The 22745-nt window shown below is 63.7% G+C and carries 18 protein-coding genes; 4 read left to right on the plus strand and 14 right to left on the minus strand.

The features are described 5' to 3' along the window. Window positions 1–22 precede the first annotated feature (22 nt). On the minus strand, window positions 23–2995 hold the full coding sequence (locus tag QD228_RS06205) for an ATP-binding protein (RefSeq protein WP_279874796.1): 2973 nt from the start codon (window positions 2993–2995) through the stop codon (window positions 23–25). Window positions 2996–3260: 265 nt separating this feature from the next. On the opposite strand from QD228_RS06205, the gene QD228_RS06210 reads away from it, so the two are divergent. Then, window positions 3261–6104, plus strand: a complete 2844-nt coding sequence (locus QD228_RS06210; protein WP_279874797.1) for a valine--tRNA ligase — start codon at window positions 3261–3263, stop codon at window positions 6102–6104. A 114-nt stretch (window positions 6105–6218) separates the two neighbouring features. On the opposite strand, the gene QD228_RS06215 is transcribed toward QD228_RS06210, so the two are convergent. Then, a complete protein-coding gene (locus QD228_RS06215; protein ID WP_279874798.1) occupies window positions 6219–6740 on the minus strand; it encodes an META domain-containing protein in 522 nt (173 codons plus the stop codon). A gap of 314 nt (window positions 6741–7054) precedes the next feature. On the opposite strand from QD228_RS06215, the gene QD228_RS06220 reads away from it, so the two are divergent. Further along, a complete protein-coding gene (locus QD228_RS06220) occupies window positions 7055–7765 on the plus strand; it encodes a phosphatase PAP2 family protein (RefSeq protein ID WP_279874799.1) in 711 nt (236 codons plus the stop codon). 32 nt (window positions 7766–7797) lie between these two features. Here the strand turns inward: QD228_RS06220 and QD228_RS06225 are convergent, their stop codons facing one another. The 4 genes from QD228_RS06225 to QD228_RS06240 form a co-directional block, all read right to left on the minus strand. Next, the gene (locus tag QD228_RS06225; protein ID WP_279874800.1) at window positions 7798–8970 is read right to left on the minus strand and encodes a GGDEF domain-containing protein; all 1173 of its coding nucleotides are present in this window, start codon (window positions 8968–8970) and stop codon (window positions 7798–7800) included. Window positions 8971–9272: 302 nt separating this feature from the next. Beyond that, a complete protein-coding gene (locus tag QD228_RS06230) occupies window positions 9273–9713 on the minus strand; it encodes a VOC family protein (protein WP_084209428.1) in 441 nt (146 codons plus the stop codon). A 175-nt stretch (window positions 9714–9888) separates the two neighbouring features. After that, window positions 9889–12207, minus strand: a complete 2319-nt coding sequence (locus tag QD228_RS06235) for an FdhF/YdeP family oxidoreductase (RefSeq protein WP_279874843.1) — start codon at window positions 12205–12207, stop codon at window positions 9889–9891. Window positions 12208–12345: 138 nt separating this feature from the next. Beyond that, window positions 12346–13122, minus strand: a complete 777-nt coding sequence (locus QD228_RS06240) for a formate dehydrogenase accessory sulfurtransferase FdhD (RefSeq protein WP_279874801.1) — start codon at window positions 13120–13122, stop codon at window positions 12346–12348. Window positions 13123–13437: 315 nt separating this feature from the next. Here QD228_RS06240 and QD228_RS06245 point away from each other — a divergent pair, with 315 nt between their 5' ends. Continuing rightward, window positions 13438–14511: a rhodanese-related sulfurtransferase gene (locus tag QD228_RS06245; protein WP_279874803.1), complete on the plus strand. Its 1074-nt coding sequence runs from the start codon at window positions 13438–13440 to the stop codon at window positions 14509–14511. 74 nt (window positions 14512–14585) lie between these two features. On the opposite strand, the gene QD228_RS06250 is transcribed toward QD228_RS06245, so the two are convergent. The 8 genes from QD228_RS06250 to QD228_RS06285 form a co-directional block, all read right to left on the minus strand. Then, window positions 14586–15473: a LysR family transcriptional regulator gene (locus tag QD228_RS06250; RefSeq protein ID WP_077378700.1), complete on the minus strand. Its 888-nt coding sequence runs from the start codon at window positions 15471–15473 to the stop codon at window positions 14586–14588. Window positions 15474–15668: 195 nt separating this feature from the next. After that, a complete protein-coding gene (locus QD228_RS06255) occupies window positions 15669–15800 on the minus strand; it encodes an entericidin A/B family lipoprotein (protein WP_077378697.1) in 132 nt (43 codons plus the stop codon). A gap of 152 nt (window positions 15801–15952) precedes the next feature. After that, entirely contained in the window at window positions 15953–16084 is a 132-nt protein-coding gene (locus QD228_RS06260) for an entericidin A/B family lipoprotein (protein WP_077378694.1), read from the minus strand. Between the two features lie 57 nt (window positions 16085–16141). Next, the gene (locus tag QD228_RS06265; RefSeq protein WP_077378691.1) at window positions 16142–16273 is read right to left on the minus strand and encodes an entericidin A/B family lipoprotein; all 132 of its coding nucleotides are present in this window, start codon (window positions 16271–16273) and stop codon (window positions 16142–16144) included. Between the two features lie 65 nt (window positions 16274–16338). Continuing rightward, entirely contained in the window at window positions 16339–17334 is a 996-nt protein-coding gene (locus tag QD228_RS06270) for a zinc-dependent alcohol dehydrogenase family protein (protein ID WP_084209433.1), read from the minus strand. A gap of 143 nt (window positions 17335–17477) precedes the next feature. Next, the gene (locus tag QD228_RS06275) at window positions 17478–18257 is read right to left on the minus strand and encodes a TSUP family transporter (protein WP_279874805.1); all 780 of its coding nucleotides are present in this window, start codon (window positions 18255–18257) and stop codon (window positions 17478–17480) included. 185 nt (window positions 18258–18442) lie between these two features. Continuing rightward, window positions 18443–20515, minus strand: coding sequence for a TRAP transporter permease (locus QD228_RS06280; RefSeq protein WP_205632796.1), 2073 nt, complete (start codon window positions 20513–20515; stop codon window positions 18443–18445). A gap of 381 nt (window positions 20516–20896) precedes the next feature. After that, window positions 20897–21904 carry a TAXI family TRAP transporter solute-binding subunit gene (locus QD228_RS06285; protein WP_077378679.1) on the minus strand — a complete coding sequence of 336 codons (1008 nt, stop codon included), beginning with the start codon at window positions 21902–21904 and terminating at the stop codon, window positions 20897–20899. A 348-nt stretch (window positions 21905–22252) separates the two neighbouring features. On the opposite strand from QD228_RS06285, the gene QD228_RS06290 reads away from it, so the two are divergent. Next, window positions 22253–22681: an HIT family protein gene (locus QD228_RS06290; RefSeq protein ID WP_077378676.1), complete on the plus strand. Its 429-nt coding sequence runs from the start codon at window positions 22253–22255 to the stop codon at window positions 22679–22681. The last annotated feature ends 64 nt before the right edge of the window (window positions 22682–22745 follow it).

The following is a 22745-nucleotide window of genomic DNA, read 5'->3' on the forward strand; positions in this document are numbered from 1 at the left end:
GGCAGTGGCGCTGTCAGCCGACTCAGCGCTCGCGTTCCCCGCCTTGCCCCCGGGCCTCGAGAAACTCGCGAAAACGCACGATCAGCCACTCGATCCAGTGCTCGACGTCCTGCATGCCGGGGGGACTCTCCCCCACCGCAAAGAATTCCGGCGGCAGGCCATCGGCTTCCGCACCCGTTCGCTCGCCAATACGCACAGCCCACAACGGCGCCTCACGCGGCAGACGCTGGATCTCGCTGAACAGCGACGCCACGCTCATGTCGGCGACGTCTCCGAAGATCACCATGCAGGGGCTGACATCACGCACCAGGCGCAAGGCCTGAGCCGCGCTGCTGGCAGTGATGATGTCCAGATTGGCGACATGGCTGCCGATCACTTCCAGGCGCAGTCTGTCCTCCGCGCGCGTGCTGATCACCAGCCAGCGACACGCCACTGGCAGCGCCTGATCTGCCGACCATGCCGCCTTCACGACCTGTTCATGGGCACTGACATCCGCCAACGGCAGCCATACCCGGAAACAGGCCCCCTCGCCCAGTACGCTCTGCGCGGTGATCTCCCCCTGCATCCGCCGCGCCAGCTCACGCGACAGCGCAAGCCCGAGGCCCGTGCCCTCGATTCCCGAATCCTCGCGACCCAGACGCGAGAAAGGCTGGAACAGCTGAGCCGCCTGATTCGGGTCAAACCCGAAGCCACCATCCTCGACATCCACCCAGGCCATCTCCTGGCCGTGGGAGTCGATACCGCGTCCGAGAGCGAGACGTATCCAGCCGCCCGCGCGGTTGTACTTGATGGCATTCCCCATCAGGTTGCCGAGAATCTGGTCCAGACGACGGCGATCGGCATTCAGCCACAGCGACGCCTCTTCCAGCGCCAGTGACAGCGTCAGTTCCGCCTGGTCCAGCCGCGGCTGGTACTGACTGACGAGGCGAATCAGGTGCTGGCCGATCGACAGAGGCTGGCAATCGAGGGGCAGTTCTCCCGCTTCAAGGCTCGACATCTGCAGCACGTCCTCGATCAGCGCCGAGAGCTGGCTTGCCGCGTGGCCCGCTTCATCCACATAGCGACGCTGTTCGCGCGTCAGGGACGATTCGTCCGCCAGCAGGTCAGTGAAGCCCAGGATGGCATTGAGGGGCGTGCGGATCTCGTGACTGAAGCTCGAGAAGAACCGCGACTTGGACTGACTTGCCTCGGTGGCGCTGTCACGTGCCGCTTCCAGCACCTGCAGCGTCTGCTTGTGACGCTGGATGTCCAGCACCACCCCCGTGGCACGCAGCGGTCGTCCGTCACCATCGCGGCGGGTCACCTGACCTCGCACCTGCATCCACACCCAGCTGCCGTCGGCATGGCGGTAACGCACGTCACGCGCCTCGGCCCAGCTGTCGCCATGCAACACGCGCCAGCGGGATTCCAGCATCCCCGCCAGATCCTCCGGGTGAGTCATGGCATCGAGATCGGCCAGATGCATGCTGGCCTGGATGGGGAGCCCCATCATCAGGAAGAAGTTCTCGTGGAAGTGGAGATCATCACGCTCGAAGTCATACCGCCAGGTCGCATCACCGGAGGCCGCCATCACCATCTCGACATGCCGGGCATCCTCGGCGCGTTCGAGCTCGATCTGATCACGCCGCAATGCGGCTTCCCGCAGGGCTTCCCCCGCCTGATCAAGCTCTTGCAAGGCAAAACGCTGACGCACCACCGGCTGTCCGCGACCGATGCGCAGCGCCATGTCACTCAAGCGTTCCAGGGCTTCGGAAAGCGTGGTGGCCATGGATTCCGCCCGCCAGCGCATCACCACCAGCAGGACCAGGAAGAAGGCGATCAGGCCGACCAGCATCACGTAACCCAACTGATTGAAGCGCGTATTCCAGTGCTGGATGCCGCTTTCCACCTGCTGCGGGTCCACCACGGCCAGCAGCCGCCAGTCCGTCCCCGCCACCGGATACCACGCCACCAGCCGCTCACCGGCGAGCAGCGGTATCTTGCGCATGCCATGGGGAGCATCGTCGATACCATGCAGCAGGCGCACCATCTCCGGCGACTTGCTCTGATCACGTGCCGTTTCCAGGAAGCGGTCATGCGTCAACGGGGTCGGCTCGATCCGCGGAGGGACATGCACCCCGAAATCCTTCTGACCGGCCTCGGGCATGGCCAGTACGCTGTTGCCACTCACCAGCACCAGGTAGGCGTTCCAGGGAAGTCGCGTGCTCTCGAGATGCCTCGCCAGCGCATCGAGCGTGACATCGATACCGACGACACCCTCAAGAAAGTCCCCGCGATGCACCGGCATCAGGGTCGAGATCAGCCAGCCTCCCCCGACGGGGTCCTGATAGGCCGGCGTCACGACCGGCTCACGCGTGGGATTGTTGCGATCATCGGCCAGGTAATAGAAGCCGTAGCTGGTGAGATCCACCCCGGGGGTGAAGATGCCGTGGGTGTCGATCCACGGCTTGATACGGAAATAGCCGTCGTAGCTGGAGAACCACGCCTGACGCAGCTCGGGACGGATCTCGAGCATGTCCTGCATGACCGTATCCAGCCGCGACAGCCGTGCCACCTTGCCGTAGTCCTGCAGATAACTGGGGGCCAGCGACGAATAATAGGAGCCGGCCTCCCCGTCATCCTCGGCCACGTAGAGGGTGCCATCCTCACTGAAGACATGACGCGCCATCTCTCGGACACGCTCGCCCGGCGCGATGGGAGCATCCATCTCGCGGAGTGCCGAGTGTGCCAGCTGCTGCACTTCCCTGCGCCAATCCTCCACCACCATGCCGGCATGCTCCGCCTCATAACGGCTCAGCTGCTCAAGCTGGGTGCGGATCAGGTCTTCACGGGTCGCTTCCTGCTGCTGCGCGACCAGCCAGTGCAAGCCCAGATAACCGCCCAGCAGCGCCACCTCCATCACCAGCAGTGGCACCAGTGCATGACGCAGCAGTTCATGCCAGACCCAGCGACGGGTCGGACGAGGTGCACCATCCGTGGGGCGAGGCTTGGACATTGCGGCTCCGCGAGCAGGAACAGGAGGGAGACTCCGAGGCGAGGCACCTCGGCGTCAGCAGGTTGCGTCAGGATACGGCATCATTGCGTGGATGTTGCCTGCTTTGTGAAACCGTCCCCTTGGCGAGGGCCACAAGAGCCTGCACGCCAAGACCGAATGACGCCTGACATCAGCGGCGCTATAATCGAGCCCATTTTCTGCCTGCGCTGCCCCGCTCACTGAGCCGGCGCGGGACGTCCCGCCCAACCGGATCATTTGCAGACCCATGGACAAGACCTACCAACCGAACGCCATCGAGACGCGCTGGTACGAGCGCTGGGAATCCGAGAATCGCTTTGCGCCGTCAGGCCAGGGCGAGAGCTTCTCACTGGTCATCCCGCCGCCCAACGTCACCGGCTCCCTGCACATGGGCCATGCCTTCCAGGATTCCATCATGGACACCCTGGTACGCTGGCGTCGCATGCAGGGTCGCAACACCCTGTGGCAGGTAGGCACCGACCACGCCGGCATCGCCACGCAGATGCTGGTGGAGCGCAAGGTCGCCGCCGAAGAAGGCAAGACGCGTCATGATCTGGGTCGCGAAGCCTTCACCGACAAGATCTGGGAGTGGAAGGAAGAGTCCGGCGGCAACATCACGCGTCAGCTGCGTCGCATGGGCACCAGCATCGACTGGAGCCGCGAGCGCTTCACCATGGACGATGGCTTCTACAAGGCCGTGCAGGAAGTCTTCGTGCGCCTGCACAAGGAAGACCTCATCTACCGTGGCAAGCGTCTGGTCAACTGGGACCCGACCCTGCACACCGCGATCTCCGATCTCGAAGTCGAGAACCGTGATCAGCAAGGCAGCTTCTGGCACTTCCGCTATCCGCTCGCCGATGGCGTCAAGACCGCCGATGGCAAGGACTACGTCGTCGTCGCCACCACGCGCCCGGAAACCCTGTTGGGTGACACCGGCGTGGCCGTCAATCCCAAGGATGAACGCTACGCAAGCCTGGTCGGCAAGTTCATCGAACTGCCGCTGGTCGGCCGTCGCATCCCCATCGTCGCCGATGAACACGCCGACATGGAAAAGGGCTCCGGTTGCGTCAAGATCACTCCGGCACACGACTTCAATGACTACGAAGTCGGCAAGCGTCAGGGCCATCTGCTGATCAACGTGATGAGCCAGGATGCCACCATCCTGGAGCGCGCCGAGATCTACGACCTGCAGGGACGTCCGCAGCCCCAGGAAGACGCCAGCCTGCCGGCCGCCTACGCCGGTCTGGATCGCTTCGTCGCGCGCGAGAAGCTGGTCGCCGACATGGACGCGCGGGGTCTGCTGGAGCAGGTCGAGACCATCAACAACACCCTGCCCCACGGTGACCGCTCCGGCGACGTCATCGAGCCGCTGCTGACGGACCAGTGGTTCGTGGCCGTCGAGGAGCTGGCACGCCCGGCCATCGAGGCGGTCGAGAACGGCGACATCGAGTTCGTGCCCAAGAACTACGAGAACATGTACTTCGCGTGGATGCGCGACCTGCAGGATTGGTGCATCTCGCGTCAGCTGTGGTGGGGCCACCGCATTCCGGCCTGGTATGACAACGACGGCAACGTCTATGTCGGCCGCAACGAGGAAGAAGTCCGCGCCGAGAACCAGCTGGGTGCCGACGTCGAACTGCGTCAGGACGAAGACGTCCTCGACACCTGGTTCAGCTCTGCGCTGTGGACCTTCGGCACCCTCGGCTGGCCGGCGGACACCGAAGAACTCAAGACCTTCCACTCCACCGACGTGCTGGTCACCGGCTTCGACATCATCTTCTTCTGGGTGGCGCGGATGATCATGTTCACCCTGAAGTTCAAGGGTGAAGTGCCGTTCCGCAAGGTCTACGTGCATGGTCTGGTGCGCGACAGCCTCGGGCAGAAGATGTCCAAGTCCAAGGGCAACGTCCTCGATCCCATCGACCTGATCGACGGCATCGGCCTGGATGAGCTGGTCGAGAAGCGTACCGGCAACATGATGCAGCCCAAGAAGGCCAAGGCGATCGCCAAGGCCACGCGCAACGAGTTCCCGGAAGGCATCGAGCCGCACGGTACCGATGCGCTGCGCTACACCCTGCTGTCACTGGCTTCCACCGGGCGTGACGTGAAGTTCGACATGGGCCGTCTCGATGGCTATCGCAACTTCTGCAACAAGCTGTGGAATGCGGCGCGCTACGTGCTGATGAATGCCGAGGACCAGGATTGCGGCGTCAACGGCGAAGCCGTCGAGCTGTCACTGGCCGATCGCTGGATCATCGCGCGCCTGCAGCAGACCGAGCAGCAGGTCACCCGCGCGCTGGAAGAGTTCCGCTTCGACCACGCCTCCCAGGCGCTCTATGAGTTCATCTGGAACGAGTACTGCGACTGGTATCTGGAGCTGTCCAAGCCGGTGTTGTGGGACGAGAACGCCAGCGCGGAAGCCAAGCGCGGCACGCGTCGCACCCTGGTGCGCGCGCTCGAGACCATCCTGCGCCTGATCCACCCGATGATGCCGTTCATCTCCGAGGAGATCTGGCAGCGCATCGCGCCTCACGCCGGCAAGCCGGTGGAAGGCGAGAGCATCATGAGCCAGGCGTGGCCACAGGCCGACGCCGAGCGGATCGATGAGCAGGCCATCCGTGACATCGAGTGGCTCAAGGGCATCATCATCGCGGTGCGCAATATCCGCAACGAGCTGAACCTGTCCCCGGGCAAGCCGCTGGAGGTCTACCTGCAGAACGGGGCCGACGGCGATGCCGAGCGTCTGGAAGCCAATCGTCTGTTCCTGTCCAAGCTGGCCCGTCTGGAAAGCATCACCTTCCTGGCGGCGGGCGACGAAGCCCCGATGTCCGCCATTCAGCGTGTCGGTGAGCTGGAAGTGCTGGTGCCGATGGCCGGCCTGATCGACAAGGAAGCCGAGCTCAAGCGCATCGACAAGGAACACGAGAAGCAGCAGAAGGTCATCACCGGTCTCGAGAACAAGCTCGGCAACGAGAAGTTCGTCGGTCGCGCACCGGCCGATGTGGTCGAGAAGGAGCGCGCCAAGCTGGCCGATGCCCAGGCGGAGCTTGCACTGCTGGAAAGTCAGCGCGCCAAGATCGAAGCGCTGTAAGCCACACTCGTCTTGATCGCAGGCAAAAGCCCCCGGCACCGAAAGGTGCCGGGGGCTTTCTTCATTCCGGGCATGTCACGGGAGTCGGCGCAGGCGCTCAGTCGTCGCAGGCGCTCAGTCGTCGCTGGCCGCGACGGGCATGAAGGTCGCCAGCAGGTAGCCGGTGTCATCCATCACACGCAGGCGAGCGCTCTCGCCACTGCCGACGATCTGATAGCGAGCCACCTCCTCCAGCATGCGATTGAAGGCATTGGACTGCTCCGGATTGGGGCACATCTTCATGGTCGAGGCCAGCGGGCCGATCTCCAGGGTCTGGCGAGACTCATCCAGTACCACCGGCCCCATCAGACGATTGCAGCCATTGCTGCCCACCAGACGCAGGCGGTCATCCTCTTCATCCGCCAGCTGCTCCGGTGTCGGGGCCTGCAACAGGAAATTGGGCGCCTCGCTGCCCTCCTCGGTCTTCGAGAAGCTCCAGGGGGTACCGACCAGCGCAGGACTTGCACTGCCGGCACCGCTCCCACCGCCCTGCCCGGCGTCCGTCGCGCCTGAGTGACTGACCGCGCAGCCGGCCAGCAGGGATGTCGCGATCGCCAGCGAAGTGGCAAGTGATAGACGGCGCAAGATGACGCTCATGAAGAGATCCCCCGTGATGAGCCTGCCTCGATGTCAGGCATTGATGAAACGATCGGGCGCGAGCATGCAGACCCGTCGCGCAAACCACAAGCCCCTTGATGCCCTGCGCCATCCCGGTCCCGACAGGCCGACTGGCTTGCGAGACGATAGCCCGCCAGATCGCGTCTGACGCAACGATGCTTCTCTCCTGGAACATTCGAAAACAGTGTTTCTTGAAGAGCCTTTGAAATTACCATACGCCGTGAAGGCAGCGATAGGGATCGCTTGCTGATGCTTGATGATACCTCGCACCATCTGCACCAGGAGGGACGGAGATGCTGACCAGACGACTACTGGCACTCAATGCCACAGGATTCGCCTTGCTGATCAGCTGGTGGGTACCGGCACTGGATTTCTGGCCCGATCTGGACGGCCGGGTATTCTGGGCATTCAATCACCTCATCTCGCCACTCAATCCGCACTGGGATACCCTGCTGGGGCTTCTCAACACGCGGTTCTTCGATGCTGCGGCCTTCGGCCTGATGGGTGTCCTGTTCTGCTGGGCGATGCTTGAGGATTCGCGCCCCGACCGCTACCGGCGCTGGGCTAGCCTCGGCATCACCATGCTGCTGACCGCCGGTATCATCTCGCTGTTCGTGCTGCGCGCCATCAGCTACGGCCATGCCAGTCCGACTCGCGTCTTCCAGCACGCACAGCATCTCTCCGACCTGGTGTCCTTCAAGACCAAGGACTCGGCCTCGAACAGCTTCCCGGGGGATCACGGCTTGATGCTGATGGTCTTCGCCGGTTACATGTGGGCCTTCGCCCCACGACGCATCGCGCTGTGGAGTCTGGCATTCGTGGTGATATTGAGTGCCCCACGCATCATGGTGGGTGCCCATTGGTTCAGTGATGTCTATCTGGGCTCGCTCAGCATTGCACTGATCATTCTGCCCTGGGTGCTGTGTACGCCCGTGGCGCGCCGTCTGGCGAGAGCCATCGAGCGCTGCCTGTCAGGCCTGGGCCGGCACACGCTCGAGAACTGAAGAGCGACTCGAGAGCGCAAGACAGCCTCGAATCACCCCACGAGTGTCCTGTCGGCAAAGTGCCCATGTTCTGCCGGGGGCTCACCCTGATCCCCCTGGCGCGCCGTCTCAGGGGCAGCCAAGAGGCTGCATGACTCGCCTTCCCTTTCCTGCTGCCGCTCCCCCCCCGCTACCACCCGGTCGCGCCCCTGATGCTTGGCGTGGTACAGGCGACGATCCGCCAGCTGCAGCAGGTCATCCAGTGATTCACACTCATGACTGACGGCGACCCCTATCGAGACGGTGACCGGCACGGTGCTTCCCGCAAACTGTGGCGGCGAGCTGGCCAGCAGGGAACGTATCCGTCCCGCCACGGAAATCGCCTCGCCGCGCCCGCTGCGCGGCAACAGCACCAGAAACTCCTCACCACCGATACGCCCTGCTCTATCCCCCTGGCGCAGTGTGGCATTGAGCAGGCGCCCGATCTGTCTCAGGGCCTCATCACCTGCCGCATGCCCCCGCAGATCATTGATCTGCTTGAAGTGATCCACATCCATCATCAATACCGAGCAGGGCACGGCGTCCTGCCACCATTTTTCCGCCTGGCGCAGGGTCTGGCGCCGATTGAACAGCCCGGTCAGCTCATCGCGACTGGCATCCTGGCGGTACTGGCGTTCGAAGTGTTCGGTGAGTGCCAGCATGCGCCACAGGAAGGTGACCATCAGCATGAAGACGGCAAACAGGTTGAATGACTGCATGATCCAGACAGGGATGAAGCCATCGGAAACATGCTGAGAGGCCACCATCAGCGACAGCACTGCAGCGACGAAGAGAGACAGCGTGCTGATGACACGCACCTTGCCTGACAGGGGAGCAAGATGGATACCGGCCATCACGATGAAGAAGTAATACTCGTAGCCGGCGGCATTGCCGAAGCAGTAGGAGGCAAGCCAGGTCATCAACGTCAGACTGCCCAGTACCAGCACCAGAGCCATCAGCATGTGATGCTGACGATGCAACAGCACCCCCAGCAGCCCCACCAGCACCATGATCCCGCTGGCGAACGCCAGGCGTGGTGCCTTGAGCACCATGAAGACAGGCAGCCAGGCCACATAAAGGCCCAGCACCATCAGATAGACCCACAGATAGGCATGATAGAAACGGCGATGCTCGACAGCGAGCAGACGCGGTTCTTGACGCAACCAGGCACGAGCAACACTCAACATCAGGCAGTCCTTGCCATTCGGCGGTCATCACGTGGGCGAAACTCTCATGACACGGACACGGCCAGCGCGCGACAGGGGGAGTGTCATGGAGCCTGCACCTGTCTGGACGGCAGGGGTAGCCCTGCACAACACCAGAAAGCCACCGCATGACGTGTCATGTCTCATGCGGCGAGCATTATTATTCTGATCACAGCATAAGCCCAAATGCCGGTTCCGCCAGCCCCGCACCGACATTGCGTCACCATTGTGCGACGCTTGCCCGCGCCTGAGCGCTGTCGGGCATCGCGACCCCGGCGTGAGCGTTACCAGCTGCCGGTATTGGCCATCGAGACCCACGGTTCCTGCGGCGCAAGGGGTTCGCCGGCCTGCAGCAACTCCAGCGAGATGCCATCCGGGCTCTTCACGAACGCCATGTGGCCGTCACGCGGTGGGCGATTGAGGGTCACGCCATTGTCCATCAGATGCTGACAGGTGGCGTAGATGTCCTCGACACGATAGGCCAGATGGCCGAAGTTGCGCCCGCCTTCATAGTCTTCCGGGTCCCAGTTATGGGTCAGTTCCAGCATCGGCGCCTGCATCTCACGGGCACGTTCGGCATCCTGCGGGGCTGCCAGGAAGATCAGCGTGAAGCGGCCCTTCTCGGAATCCTTGCGCGAGATCTCGACCATGCCGAGCAGGTCACGGAAGAAATGCAGTGAAGCGTCGACATCACGGATACGCAGCATGGTGTGCAGATATTGCATGGATCACTCTCTTGAACGATGGATGAGCCGGCACTGAAGACGGGAAAGGACGTGTGCCGAGCGAAGCGGGCTCGGCGTACGGGAATATTCTAGACACACGACTGCCGCGCGACGAGTCTCCTCGCCACGCGGCAATGTGGTGATGCTTGCATCCTGCTGCTGGCGCCTCGCACCGTCAGGCGATGCGTGAACTGCGCTCCAGCCGCACGGGGACCGCCTTGGAGGCAGGTGTGCCGGTATCGCTGCCATGGCTTTCCAATGCGACCAGCACATTGGTTTCCGGATAATAGGCACCGATGCAACCGGCCGGGATATCGTATTCCACCAGCTTGAACTGAGGCGCACGCCGCTCACTGCCATCCGGGCGCGGCTCACCGACCATGTCGACCCAGTCACCATCGGCCAGCCCCAGGCGGGCAAGGTCCTGCGCATTGATGAAGACCACTCGACGCTGACCCGACACGCCACGATAGCGGTCGTTGTAGCCATAGACGGTGGTGTTGTACTGATCATGGCTACGCATGGTCTGCAGGGTCAACCAGCCTTCCCGGCGCGCGAGCTGCTGATGCAGCACGGACCCCGGCAGCGCCGCCGCCGAGAACTCCGCCTGACCACTGGTGGTGGGGAAGCGCAGCTCACGCACCGGGTTGGCGAGATGGAAACCGCGCTTTTGGGCCAGACGGGCATTGAAATCGGCAAAACCGGGAATCACCGCCGCGATCTCGTCACGGATGAGGTCATAGTTCTCGCTCAGCGCCTCCCAGTTGACCGGGTCACTCACGCCGCGCCGTGGCAGCACCCGGGCAAGCGTGGCGCGCGCGATACCCGCGATGATGCCGGGTTCCGAGCGCAGCTCGTCACTGGCCGGCGCCTTGATGCCAGCGCTTGAGTGCACCATCGACATCGAGTCCTCGACGCTGATGTGCTGGGAGGCCACCTGTGCGGAGCGATCGATCTCGCTGCGCCCCAGACACGGCACAATCAGCGCTTGCGTCGTCTTGCCGATCACCAGATGACTGCGGTTGAGCTTGGTGCTGATCTGGACGTTGAGCTTGAGGTTGCGCATGGCCGCCTCGGTGCGCTCGCTGTCCGGCGTGGCGCGCGTGAAGTTGCCGCCCAGCGCGATGAAGGTCTTCGCCCTGCCCTGTTCCAGCGCCGCCAGACTCTCCACGGTGTTGAAGCCCTGGCCACGCGGCATGCTCACGCCATAGCGGGCTTCGAGTGCATCGATCAACGCGGCCGGCGCCTTCTCGTCGATGCCCATGGTGCGGTCTCCCTGGACATTGGAATGTCCGCGAACGGGGCAGGCACCGGCACCGGGACGCCCGAAATGGCCTCCGAGCAGCAGCAGATTGACGATCTCCCGCACGCTGTCCACGGCGTGCAGATGTTGCGTGATGCCCATCGCCCAGGTGCAGATGACGTTGTCGGCCCCGGCGAAGATCATCGCGGCCTCCTCGAGCTGCGCACGGGTCAGCCCGGACTGATCCTCGAGCGTGGCCCAGTCCGTCGCCTCGACCACGTCCTGCCAGGCCGTCGCTCCCCGCGTATGGCGCTCGATGAAGGAAGCAGCGCGCGTGAATTCGCCGCGCGCCTCCATGGCGAAGAGTGCCTTGGCCATGCCCCGCACCGCCGCCATGTCCCCCCCCATCCGCGGCTGGTAATAACGATGACTGATGGGCTGACTGGAGAGGGTCATCATCTCCAGCGGCGACTGCGGGTCGGCGAAGCGCTCCAGCCCCCGTTCACGCAACGGATTGAAGCTGACGATGCGCGCCCCACGTCGAGAGGCACGTCGCAGGTCCCCCAGCATGCGGGGATGGTTGGTGCCGGGGTTCTGACCGAACACGAAGATGGCATCCGCGTGCTCGAAATCCTCCAGCAGTACCGTGCCCTTGCCGACACCGAGACTCGCCTTCATGCCGACGCCACTGGCCTCATGACACATGTTGGAGCAGTCGGGGAAGTTGTTGGTGCCGAACAGACGCACGAACAGCTGATACAGATAGGCCGCCTCGTTGCTGGCGCGTCCGGAGGTATAGAACAGCGCCTCATCCGGTGACGTCAGCGCATCGAGGTGCTCGGCGATGATCGCGAAGGCCGCCTCCCAGCTGATCGGCTCATAGCGGTCACTGGCCGCGTCATAGCGCATTGGCTCGGTCAGGCGGCCCTGATCCTCGAGCATGAAGTCGTCCCAGCCCAGCAGCTCCGTGACGGTGTGCTGAGCGAAGAAGCGTGGCGTGACACGCTTGGCGGTCACTTCCCAGGCCACTGCCTTGGCGCCGTTCTCGCAGAATTCGAAGGAGGAGCCGTGCTCCGGATCGCCCCAGGCGCAGCCGGGGCAGTCAAAGCCCTTGTCCTGATTGGCCTTGAGCAGGGAGCGCACGCTCTTCCATGGCGCCCTGGAGTGACTGACATGCTGACCGACACTCTTGAGCGCCCCCCAGCCGCCCGCCGGACCAGAGTAGGCAGCGATGCGGGGATGGCGCGTCATCCTCTCATCCTCACGTGGCAGGCGAGCCGATGCGTGCTCAGGCGTCTCGGGGGCGGCAATATCAGTCATGTCAGGGTCCACAGGCAAAAGGGGAAGGCGGGAAAGGATCAGACAGGCGTGAGTACGCGCCAGGGGCCGTCAGTCGGCCTGACCACTGAGCAGCTCGAGTCGACGCCCGCGATGGGCACAGATCAGGTTGAGATCACAGGCACGCGCGGTCTCCACCGCCAGGCGTGAAGGCACGGCAAGGGTGGCAAGCGTCGGAATGCGGGCACGGATGGTCTTCTGGACCAGCTCCAGACTGCAGCGACTGGAGACCAGCAGCGCCTCGGGCCAGACGCCGCTGTCGAGACTCATGCCGATCACGCGGTCCAGCGCATTGTGGCGACCGATATCGGCCCCCTGCGAGATCAGGCCGCCCTCGGCGTCCAGCCCCAGCGCCATGTGCATGCCGCGCCGTGTCGCGCGCTCCAGGCGCTCCAGCCCACGCATCAACGCCTCAGGTGAGAGCGCTGCCCGTGGCGGCAGGCGTGTCAGGCCAGCCATCAGCTCGGCCTCATCCTGCACACCACAGGCGCCACAGCTGGACACGCTGCTCTCGCGCCGCTGATGGCCCTCGGCCTTGCGCGCCAGCGCCTCGCTGACGTCCAGACGCACCGCCAGCCCATGGCGCAGCCGCGAGAGATGGATGGCAGTGACCTCCTCACGCCGCGTGATCCAGCCTGCGGTGAAGGCGTGCCCCAGCGCCAGAGGCTCCAGCGCCTCGGGGCTCGCCAGCAGCGTGCCCATCGGGATCTCATTGAGCACCAGACTCACGGGTAGCTCGGAGGGCCCATCCAGCTCTCGCAAGGGCCGCTCACGCGCATCCTGATAACGCAGTCCCTCGGTCGCTGCTTGATAGAGTGAATCACTCATTCCGACACCCCGTTGTGCGCGACATCACTGTGCAGATTCGCGAATGTACGCAAGCCGTCATGGCGATACGATAGCGTCATCATCGATCGCTCACCAATTGAACTCGCCCGTACCTTGATAGACACCATCAATGAAATTGCCAGCATGAGGCGACCCCTTGATCCCGCGCAGGAAATTCGTGCGCGAGTCACGTAAAATATGCCGCCGAACCACGAAGGCTCGCCTGGACGACGCGGCACTCACGCGCTGTCGCACGCCTTCCCTTCTGATCATCCTGCTCCGGATTTACGTTCCGGCCCGCATGAGGACTCCTGCATGACCGATACCCCCACGACCGTCGCACCGGCTGCCGACACCGCTCGTCCCAGCCCGCTGGCGCCGCAGCATGTCGTCTGCGCGCTCTACAAGTTCGTCACCCTCGAGGACTTCGAGGCGCTGCGCGAACCGCTGCTGGCAGTGATGGACGAGCATGGCATCCGCGGCACCCTGCTGCTGGCACGCGAGGGCATCAATGGCACCGTCTCCGGCTCTCGCGCCGGCATCGATGCCCTGCTGGCCTGGCTGACGGCAGACCCGCGCCTGGCGGAACTGGATACCAAGCAGTCTCTGGCAGAGCAGTCCCCCTTCCTGCGTGCCAAGGTCAAGCTCAAGCGCGAGATCGTCACCATGGGCGTGGAAGGGATCGACCCGCGCCATACCGTCGGTACCTACGTGGAGCCGAAGAACTGGAACGCGCTGATCTCCGACCCTGACGTGCTGCTGATCGACACCCGCAACGACTATGAAGTGGAAGTGGGGACCTTCAAGGGTGCCGTCAACCCGAACACGGCCGCTTTCCGTGATTTCCCGGACTATGTCTCCCGTGAGCTCGACCCGCAGCAGCACCGCAAGGTGGCGATGTTCTGCACCGGAGGCATTCGCTGCGAGAAATCCACCGCCTATCTGAAGGAGCAGGGGTTTGAGGAGGTCTATCACCTCAAGGGCGGCATTCTGAAGTATCTGGAAGAGGTGCCCCAGGAAGAGACGCTGTGGCAGGGCGAATGTTTCGTGTTCGATGACCGTGTCACCGTCGACCACAAGTTGCGCCCCGGTCAGTTCGACCAATGTCACGCCTGCCGTCTGCCGATCACGCAAGCGGACAAGCAGAGCGACAAGTACCAGAAGGGTGTCAGCTGCCCGCGCTGCTACGACAAGCTCAGCGATGCCCAGAAGGCACGCTTTGCCGAGCGCGAGAATCAGATTCGTCTCGCCGAGCAACGGGGTGAGGCGCACCTGGGCAAGGACGCGCTCGCCCAGATGCAGGCGCGTCGTGACGCCAAGCAGCGTCAGCGCGAAGCGGCTCGTCTGGCCGCGCTCAAGGCGCAGACCCAGGACGCCGACAAGGGCTGACCCCCACCTCGTGCGTGGCTGAAGACTGATCAAGACACCCCGTTTTCACGGGGTGTCTTGCGTTGCCCCCTCCATCATCCGTCCACGTCTGCCGACCGAGGGAGCGAGCGCAACAGCTCCAGCACGGCATTCAGCCGACGGCTATGCTGTTGGCCGCTACGCCACAGCAGCCCCACCGTCTCGCCCTCCCCGGGCAGGCGTCGCGCCACCAGCCCCGTACCGAGACGCGAGTCGGCAAGGTGTTCCGCCAGCACGCTCACCCCCAGGCCCGCCTCCAGCATCACGCCCAGCGCCGCGATGGAGTTGGCTTCCAGCAACGGCGACGGCTGATGGTTCAGCTGAGCCAGTTGCTGATTGAGCCGGCGCCGCTGCTGCATCTCCGGCGTCAGCAGCACCAGCGGATACTCCCGCAGACACTCCCATGCGGGTGTCTCGGGCAGCAGGAAATGCGCCTGACTGGCAATCAGCGCCGAATGCTCCTGATAGAGCGGTCGGCAGGCGAAGCCGCTCATGGCGGGGGCCGCCGGATAGCCGACCGCGAGATCCAGCTCACCATCCTCCAGCCCCTGAGCCAGCGAAGAGGTGGACAGCTCCCGCATGCGCAGGGAGAGCTGGGGAAAGGCCTCACGCAGACGCGGCAGGAATTCCCCCACCGCCGCCAGCGCGGACGGCACGACACCCAGCGTCAGCCGACCGGTCAGCACGGCCTCGGGTGACAGATCTCCCTTGAGCTCATCCAGCTCGGCGATGATGCGCCGCGCATGGGTCAGCACCCGCTCCCCCTCCGGCGTGAAGCCTTCGAAACGATGGCCGCGCAGTATCAGCGCCGTGCCCAGCTCCTCCTCGAGCTGCTTGAGACGCGCCGACAGCGTCGGCTGGGTGACATGGCAGACTCGCGCCGCCCGTCCGAAATGGCGTTCATTGGCCAGCGCGACCAGAAAGCCCAACTGCCGATGATCCATGACGGGGTCCTTGCGAGGGGGAGAGTAGAGAAAGTGAATGGCACGCAGAGCAGATGCACGCGACGACGGAAGGCCGGACACGACGACGCCCGGCGGAAATCACCGGGCGTCATCATCGGCGCAGGGCCGCTATTGCATCGCGCCTCATGCCTCACATCTCGTGCTGACAGTGAAGCGGCGTGTCTGGCGACCTGCTTACTGGGCAGCGTCCTGAACGGCTTCACCTGCGTGTTCGACATCCTGGCCGGCACCGTCAACGGTGTTGCAGCCGGAGAGTGCCGCCACAGTGAAGAAAGAGGCGAACAGCAGTGCAATGGTACGGGACATGGTCATGCTCCTTGTGGTGATGGATATCATGGATCCTGCCATTCAACGCGTCATGCCTGCGCTGATACCCATTACCTTGGGCCACCCTGCGGGGTTTCAAGGGAGAAATTCATGTTTCGTTCATTGCCTGAATCCGCTGCTACCTCACTCGCTCAGCTGGCCGACTCCTCGATGGAGCCCCCCAGATGCTCAAGATCTTCCCCGAAGCCTTCCACGGTGTTGCAGCCTCCCAGCATCAGGCCGAACAGCAGAGCCGTACCGGTCATCATCATGAAGCGTCGCATGGGTATTCCTCTCTCAAGTGCCTGATCGCACGCAAGGTGTCGATCAGGCCGTCAGGCTCAGCTGGCTGCGTTGTCGATCTTGCCACCCAGGTGTTCAAGATCCTTGCCAAAGCCGGCCACCGTGTTGCAGCCCGTCAGGGCCACGCTGGCCACCAGCAAGGCGGCCATCATCAAGCGAGTCACTCGCATGTCATGCATTCCTGATCAATCGTCTCTGCCACTCTGACCTTCGTGACACTGGAAAGTGCCAATCTTCAGCGATTCACCAGCAGAATCTTGCCCAGTGCCTCGCCGGATTCGATCAATTCATGTGCCTTGGCGATATCGCGGAAGCTGAACTGATGCTCGTCCAGCAGCGGGCGAACCGCCCCGGCCTCCAGCATCTCGCTCAGGGCGTTGAGCAGCTCCGGCTGCTCATCCATGCCGATACCGGTCAGCAGCGGCACCGAGCGGAAGATGACGTGCAGCGACAGGTTCTTGGCGTGCAGCTGGGTCAGGTCGTGGGTCGAGCGGGTGTTGATGGAGCACAGACGACCGGAGATCGCCGTGGCCTCGATGGAGCGATCCAGATTGTCACCACCGACGGTGTCGAAGACGAGATCGAAGCCACGCCCGGAGGTCAGGCGTGCCACATAGTCACTGACCGCTTCCTCGCGATAGTTGATGATCTCGTCGGCGCCCAGCTGGCGCGCCAGATCGGCCTTGGCCTCGCTGGACACGGTGGTGGTGACATGTGCGCCGAGATACTTGGCGATCTGCACCGCGACATGACCGACCCCTCCGGTACCGGCGTGGATCAGCACGTGCTCGCCTTCCTTGATCTGACCGCGCGAGACCAGCGCCGTCCAGGCCGTCAGGAACACCAGTGGCAAGGCCGCGCATTCTTCCAGGGTCAGCGCCGCCAGACTCGGGCGTTTCACGATCACACGGGTGTCAGCGATCATGTAATCCGCCAGTGCGCCCTGCCAGCCCTTCACGCCACCGGCGCAGCCCAGCACTTCATCGCCGACCGAGAAATCCGTCACGCCCTCGCCCACGGCGTCGATCACCCCCGCGACATCGCCATTGAGGATGGCCGGGAAGTCGGGGTGCGACTTGACCAGGCCACTGCGCAGCTTGGTCTCGATGGGATTGACGCTGGAGGCGGATACCTTGATGCGCACCTGACCTCGTGCCGGGGTCGGCGTGTCCAGCTCGCGCTCGACGAACACATCCGGGGCGCCGTATTGCTCGATGACCATGGCCTGCATGTGGGAAGACTCCTGAACAATGAGAAAGAAGCGACGCCCTGCCCGCACGGCGTCGTCATGAAAGTTGGGTGACACCGCGCCACGAAGGTGGCGCCATGTCGGCAATGACCCGAGCTTACTCCGTGTCATGCCTCAAATCAGCATCAGGTCAGCACCAGCTTGAGCACGATGAGGAAGATCACCGCCACCGTCAGCCACTTGACCCAACGCGCACCGGCAGGGCTCATGTTGACCCGCGCACCGAGGAAGGCGCCGCTCATGTTGCCGACCGCCAGTACCAGGCCATAGGCCCAGCGCACCTGACCATCGAACACGAAGACCGCCAGCGCCGGCAGGGTATACATCAACACGATGAAGACCTTGAAGACGTTGACCTGGGTCAGATCGATCTTGAGCAACCGGTAGAGCACCACGATGAACAGCACGCCGACGCCCACCTGAATGAAGCCACCATAGAGACCGATGCCGAACATCGCCAGCAGCACGATGGGAGTGATGCGTTCCGGCGTCAGCTCACGGGTGTCGATGCGCGGCGTCGGCAGCAGCATCATGATCGAGCACACCACCATCACCACGATCAGTACACCCTCGAAGGCCTCAGCACTGATCCGGGTCGCCAGCCAGGCCCCCAGCATCGCGCCCAGCACGGCAGGCACGGCCAGTCGCCAGGCCACCCCCATGTTGTGCGCCCCCGCCTTGAGGAAGGTGCTGGTGGCAGTCGCACTCTGCAACGCGATCGCCACGCGGTTGGTGGCATTGGCCTGTGCGGGGGGCAGGCCGAGAAACATCAACAAGGGCAGCGTCAGCATCGAACCACCCGCCGAGAGCACATTGATGAAGCCGGCCACGCCACCCAGCGCGATCAGCGCCATCACGCTGATCAGATCAAGGCCGCCTGCCAGCCCTGCCACATCACTTGTCATGCCGACATTCCTTGTCTTGCCGTAAAAGGGGGACACGCTGCACGCACTTCGTCATTCAGAGCGCGCGATGCCCGACACACCCTCCTCGCAGGAACCTCGCGAAGGCAGGGATGCCGGGCATCGTGGGTGATGCATTGCGTCACGTCATGCAGGATTCAGGCACGTCTGCCGGAACCTGCCGGAACTCAGGAAGCCAGAGCTTCCTGACGGCCACTCTGGCGCACGCTGTAGGTCAGCACGCCCAGGAAGATGGCCAGCCCGGCGATATCATAGGTCAGCTGACCATGCGGCCACAGCATCAGCGCTCCCAGCGGGAACATCGCCAGACGCAGCCACCAGGGCAGTTCGTGCTCCAGATAGCCTTCCATGCCCGCCACGATAGCGTAGATCCCGAACAGCGCGAACACGAAGACCGTCAGCATCTCACCGATGTCGCCGGAGATCAGCGGACTCCAGGCGAACAGCAGCGGCACGATGTAGAGCCCCTTGGCGATCTTCCACGCCATCAGGCCTGTCTTCATCGGCGGTGTCTTGGCGATGGCGGCAGCCGCGAAGGCGGTCAGGCAGACCGGCGGCGTGACGTTGGAGTCCTGGGACAGCCAGAAGATGATCATGTGGGCACTCACCAGTGCCATGGTCAGCACGTGCGGCGACAGCGCCTGCTCATACAGCTGGCTCTGGAAGGTATCCGGCACCAGGGCCAGCAGTTCACGTGCGGCGTCCATGCTCATCGGCGCGCCCAGCAGGTCCAGCTTGTCAGGTGCCGCCAGCATGAAGATGGCCTTGGCCTGCTCCGGCAGGTTGCCCGCCGCCAGCAGATCCACCAGCTGGGAGTGCGCGATCAGGTTGTAGAGCGCCGGGGCGGACAGCGTGCCCAGCACGATATAGGACGCCGTCACCGGCAGCCCCATGCCCAGGATCAAGGACGCAAGCGCAACCAGGATGATGGTGATCAGCAGGCTGCCACCCGCCCAGTCGGTGATCATCAGCGAGAAGGTGTTGCCGATCCCCGTGGTGGAGACGACATTGACGATCAGCCCGACGGTGATCAGCAGGATCGCCGTGGTGGTCATGTTGCGCACCCCGGCCAGCATCGCCTCGATGATGTCGCCGAGCTTCATCGGGTTCTTCGACAGCCACGAGGCCGCGATGACGGACAGGATCGCGATGCCGGCGGCGTAGGTCGGCGTGAAGCCGTAGATCAGTGCACCGACCAGCACGAACAGCGGTGCCAGATAGTGCCAGCCATCCTTGAGCACGTCCTTGAGGCGCGGGCCCTGCGGGTCATCCAGCGCCGTGGCGTCGGAGCGTTTGGCCTCGATGCGCACGAACATGGCGACAGACAGGAAGTAGAGCAGCGCCGGCAAGGCGGCCACGCCGACGATGGTCAGGTACGGCACCTGGGTATAGGACGCCATGATGAAGGCGCCCGCGCCCATCACCGGCGGCATCAGCTGGCCACCGGTGGAGGCGGCGGCCTCCACGCCTGCCGCGAAGCGCGCCGGGAAGCCGGCACGCCGCATCAGCGGGATCGTGATCACGCCGGTGGAGACGGTGTTGGCGACACTGGAGCCGGAGACCGAGCCCATCAGGCCGGAGGCGAACACGGCCACGAAGCCCGGGCCACCCTTGAAGCGACCCGCCGCGCAGCGCGCCAGATCGATGATGAAGTCACCCGCGCCGGACTTGACCAGGAAGGCGCCGAACAGGATGAACATGAACACGTAGGACCAGGAAATGCGCGCGATGGAGCCCAGCATCCCTTCGCCGCCGATGAAGCTTCTGAACAGCACCGTCTCCCAGGTCAGGCCCGGGAAGTTGAACACGCCACCGACATACTTGCCCCACCAGGCCACATAGGTCAGCGCGATCAGACACAGCACCGGGATGAACCAGCCGGTGGTGCGCCGCGCGAACTCGAGAATCAGCCCCACCGCGACGATGGAGACCACCCAGTCCGCGGGGGAGAACACGACCCCACGATCATAGAGCGCATCCTCGAAGCCGATCAGATAGAGACCGCAACCCAGTGCCGCCAGCCCCAGCATGACATCCACACCCAACACCCAGCGCTTGGCACCATCACTGGACGGCGTCAGCATCGGGATGGTCAGCGCGCACAGCAGGCCGAACAGCCCGAAGTGCAACGCGCTCACCCACAGCTCCGACAGGGTCGAGATGGTGTTGAAGTACAGATGCGCCAGACAGATGACGATGGAAATCACGAACACGGCCCGCCCTAGCCAGGGCAGTTCCATGCGCCATGGCGCGGCTTCGACGGATTCATCGCGCACACCGGACAGGTCCGGCGCATCCGGCACGGCTTCAGTGGGACGAGAGGGCTCTGGCGAGCGGGAATCATGCATGGCGGTGCCTCAAGACGGGATCAGACAGCGATGGCGCGGCGGCGACGTGTGGCGTCAACCTGCGCCCGGGCTTGCGAGGAAATGCGGACTTGCTTCATCAATGACGTCGGTGACATCAGTGATGCATGGGCAGGCTTTGGCCTGGCAGAGGCTGCCTTGCGAAACGAAGGCGCAGCATGACGCCGGACCGGCACTGTCTTGTTGGACTGCACAGCCCTCACCGCGGCCATGGGCGCGCGATGAGGGCAGCGATGGAGCGGACTCAGGGGTGGGTCAGTCGGCGATCAGACGCTCAGGGATCTCGATGCCCTGCTCCTTGAAGTAACGCACGGCACCCGGGTGCAGCGGCAGCGGCAGACCAGCGATGGCCTTGTCGAGTGCCATGGCCTTGGTGGCCGGGTGGATGTTGTTCAAGAACGGCAGGTTCTCGTACATGGTCTTGGTGATCTGGTAGACGTCTTCTTCGGAGACGTCATCACGTACCACGAGGATGTTCGGCTGGGCGATGGTGTTGATCGCCTTGTCCTGGCCCGGATAGGTGCCAGCGGCGATTTCATACGGTGTCCACAGCTCGAACTGGGAATTGACCTTGGCCAGCTGCTCTTCGGTGAAGTCCAGCGTGGTGATCTCGTCACCGAGGTTGGCGTAGGCACGCGTCACGGCGGAAGCCGGTGCGCCTGCCGGAATGTTCATGCCGTCGATGTTGCCGTTCTGCATCGCGTCGGCACTCGGGCCATAGCCCATGTAGGCCAGATTCATCTTGTCGGCATCGATACCCAGCTGCTCGAGAATGAAGCGACCCGAGCCCTCGGTGCCGGAGTTCTTCTTGCCGATGGAGAAGCTCTTGCCATAGAAGTTGGTCATGTCCTCGATGGTGCCGGTCTTGACCTCATCGTTGCGTGCCACGAAGTGCTCGACGTTCTGCCACAGCATCGAGATGCTGCGCAGGTCCTTGTGCGCCTTGTTGACCGGCGGAGTGCCATTCCATGCCCAGGCGCCATAGAGGCCCTGGATGATGCCGAACTGGGCCTGGTTCTCTTCCATCAGCTTGAGGTTCTCGCCGGAGCCGGCGGAGGAGATCGCGGACACCGAGATGCCGGCGGTCGGCTCGAGCTTGACCTTGATCAGCGTGGAAAGCGCCACGCCGACGGGATAGAAGGTACCGCCGGTGGTCGCGGTACCCATGATGTACTTGCCTTCCGCCTGGGCTGCGGCACTGAGACCCAGAGAGGCAGCGATGGCGAGACCGAGGCCGGCCTTGAGGAACTGGCGCTTTTGCATGGAATGACTCCTTGGCGGGCCTGCCGGAACGCAGGCGAACCCTTATTGTTGGAATAGGCGAGACGTGGCGATAGCGGACGGGACAGCGAAGGTCAGGTCGTACTGCCCAGCCTTGAGTGAAGACTAGCAAGTGTCGAGCAGGGGCGGTATTTGGCGATGGGGGCATTGCGCCAACGGCCGGCCGGCATGGCGCAAACCGAAAAGTGGCAGGATTCTGCCGATCTGGTCACACTGGAGACATTCAGACACCCGGCCTGGGGACACCCGTGACGGCCCCGCCGGCAGACGGACCGGCAGATCAGCCGAGGCCATTCGGGCGCGCCAGCCCCGCGACGACGAGGAACGACAATGAATGATTTCACCCTGCACCCGCAGCTGGAGGCAGACACTCACTTCGTGGCCGATCTGGCATTGTGCAGCGTGCGCCTCATGAACGATGCGCGCTATCCCTGGTTGATGCTGGTGCCACGCCGTGCGGACATTCGCGAAGTCTATGAGCTGGACAGCCATTCCCAGCACCAGCTGTGGCACGAGACCACCCTGCTCGGCGAGCTGTTGATGCAGCTCAGTGACGGCGAAAAGCTCAATATCGGCACCCTGGGCAATGTCGTGTCACAGCTGCATGTACACGTGATCGCCCGCAGCAGCGATGATGCCACCTGGCCCGGGCCGGTCTGGGGAGTGGGACGCCCGAAGGCCTATGACAATGAAGCGCTCACCACGCTGATTGACACGCTACGCATGAAGATCGCCGAGCTGCCGACCTATTCCTTCTAGCGCCCTGTTCAGGCGCCAACGACAACGGGGCCCAGCGGGCCCCGTTGTCGTGATGGGAAGGGAA

Source organism: Cobetia sp. 3AK (assembly GCF_029846335.1).
GTDB classification, from domain to species: Bacteria; Pseudomonadota; Gammaproteobacteria; order Pseudomonadales; family Halomonadaceae; genus Cobetia; species Cobetia marina.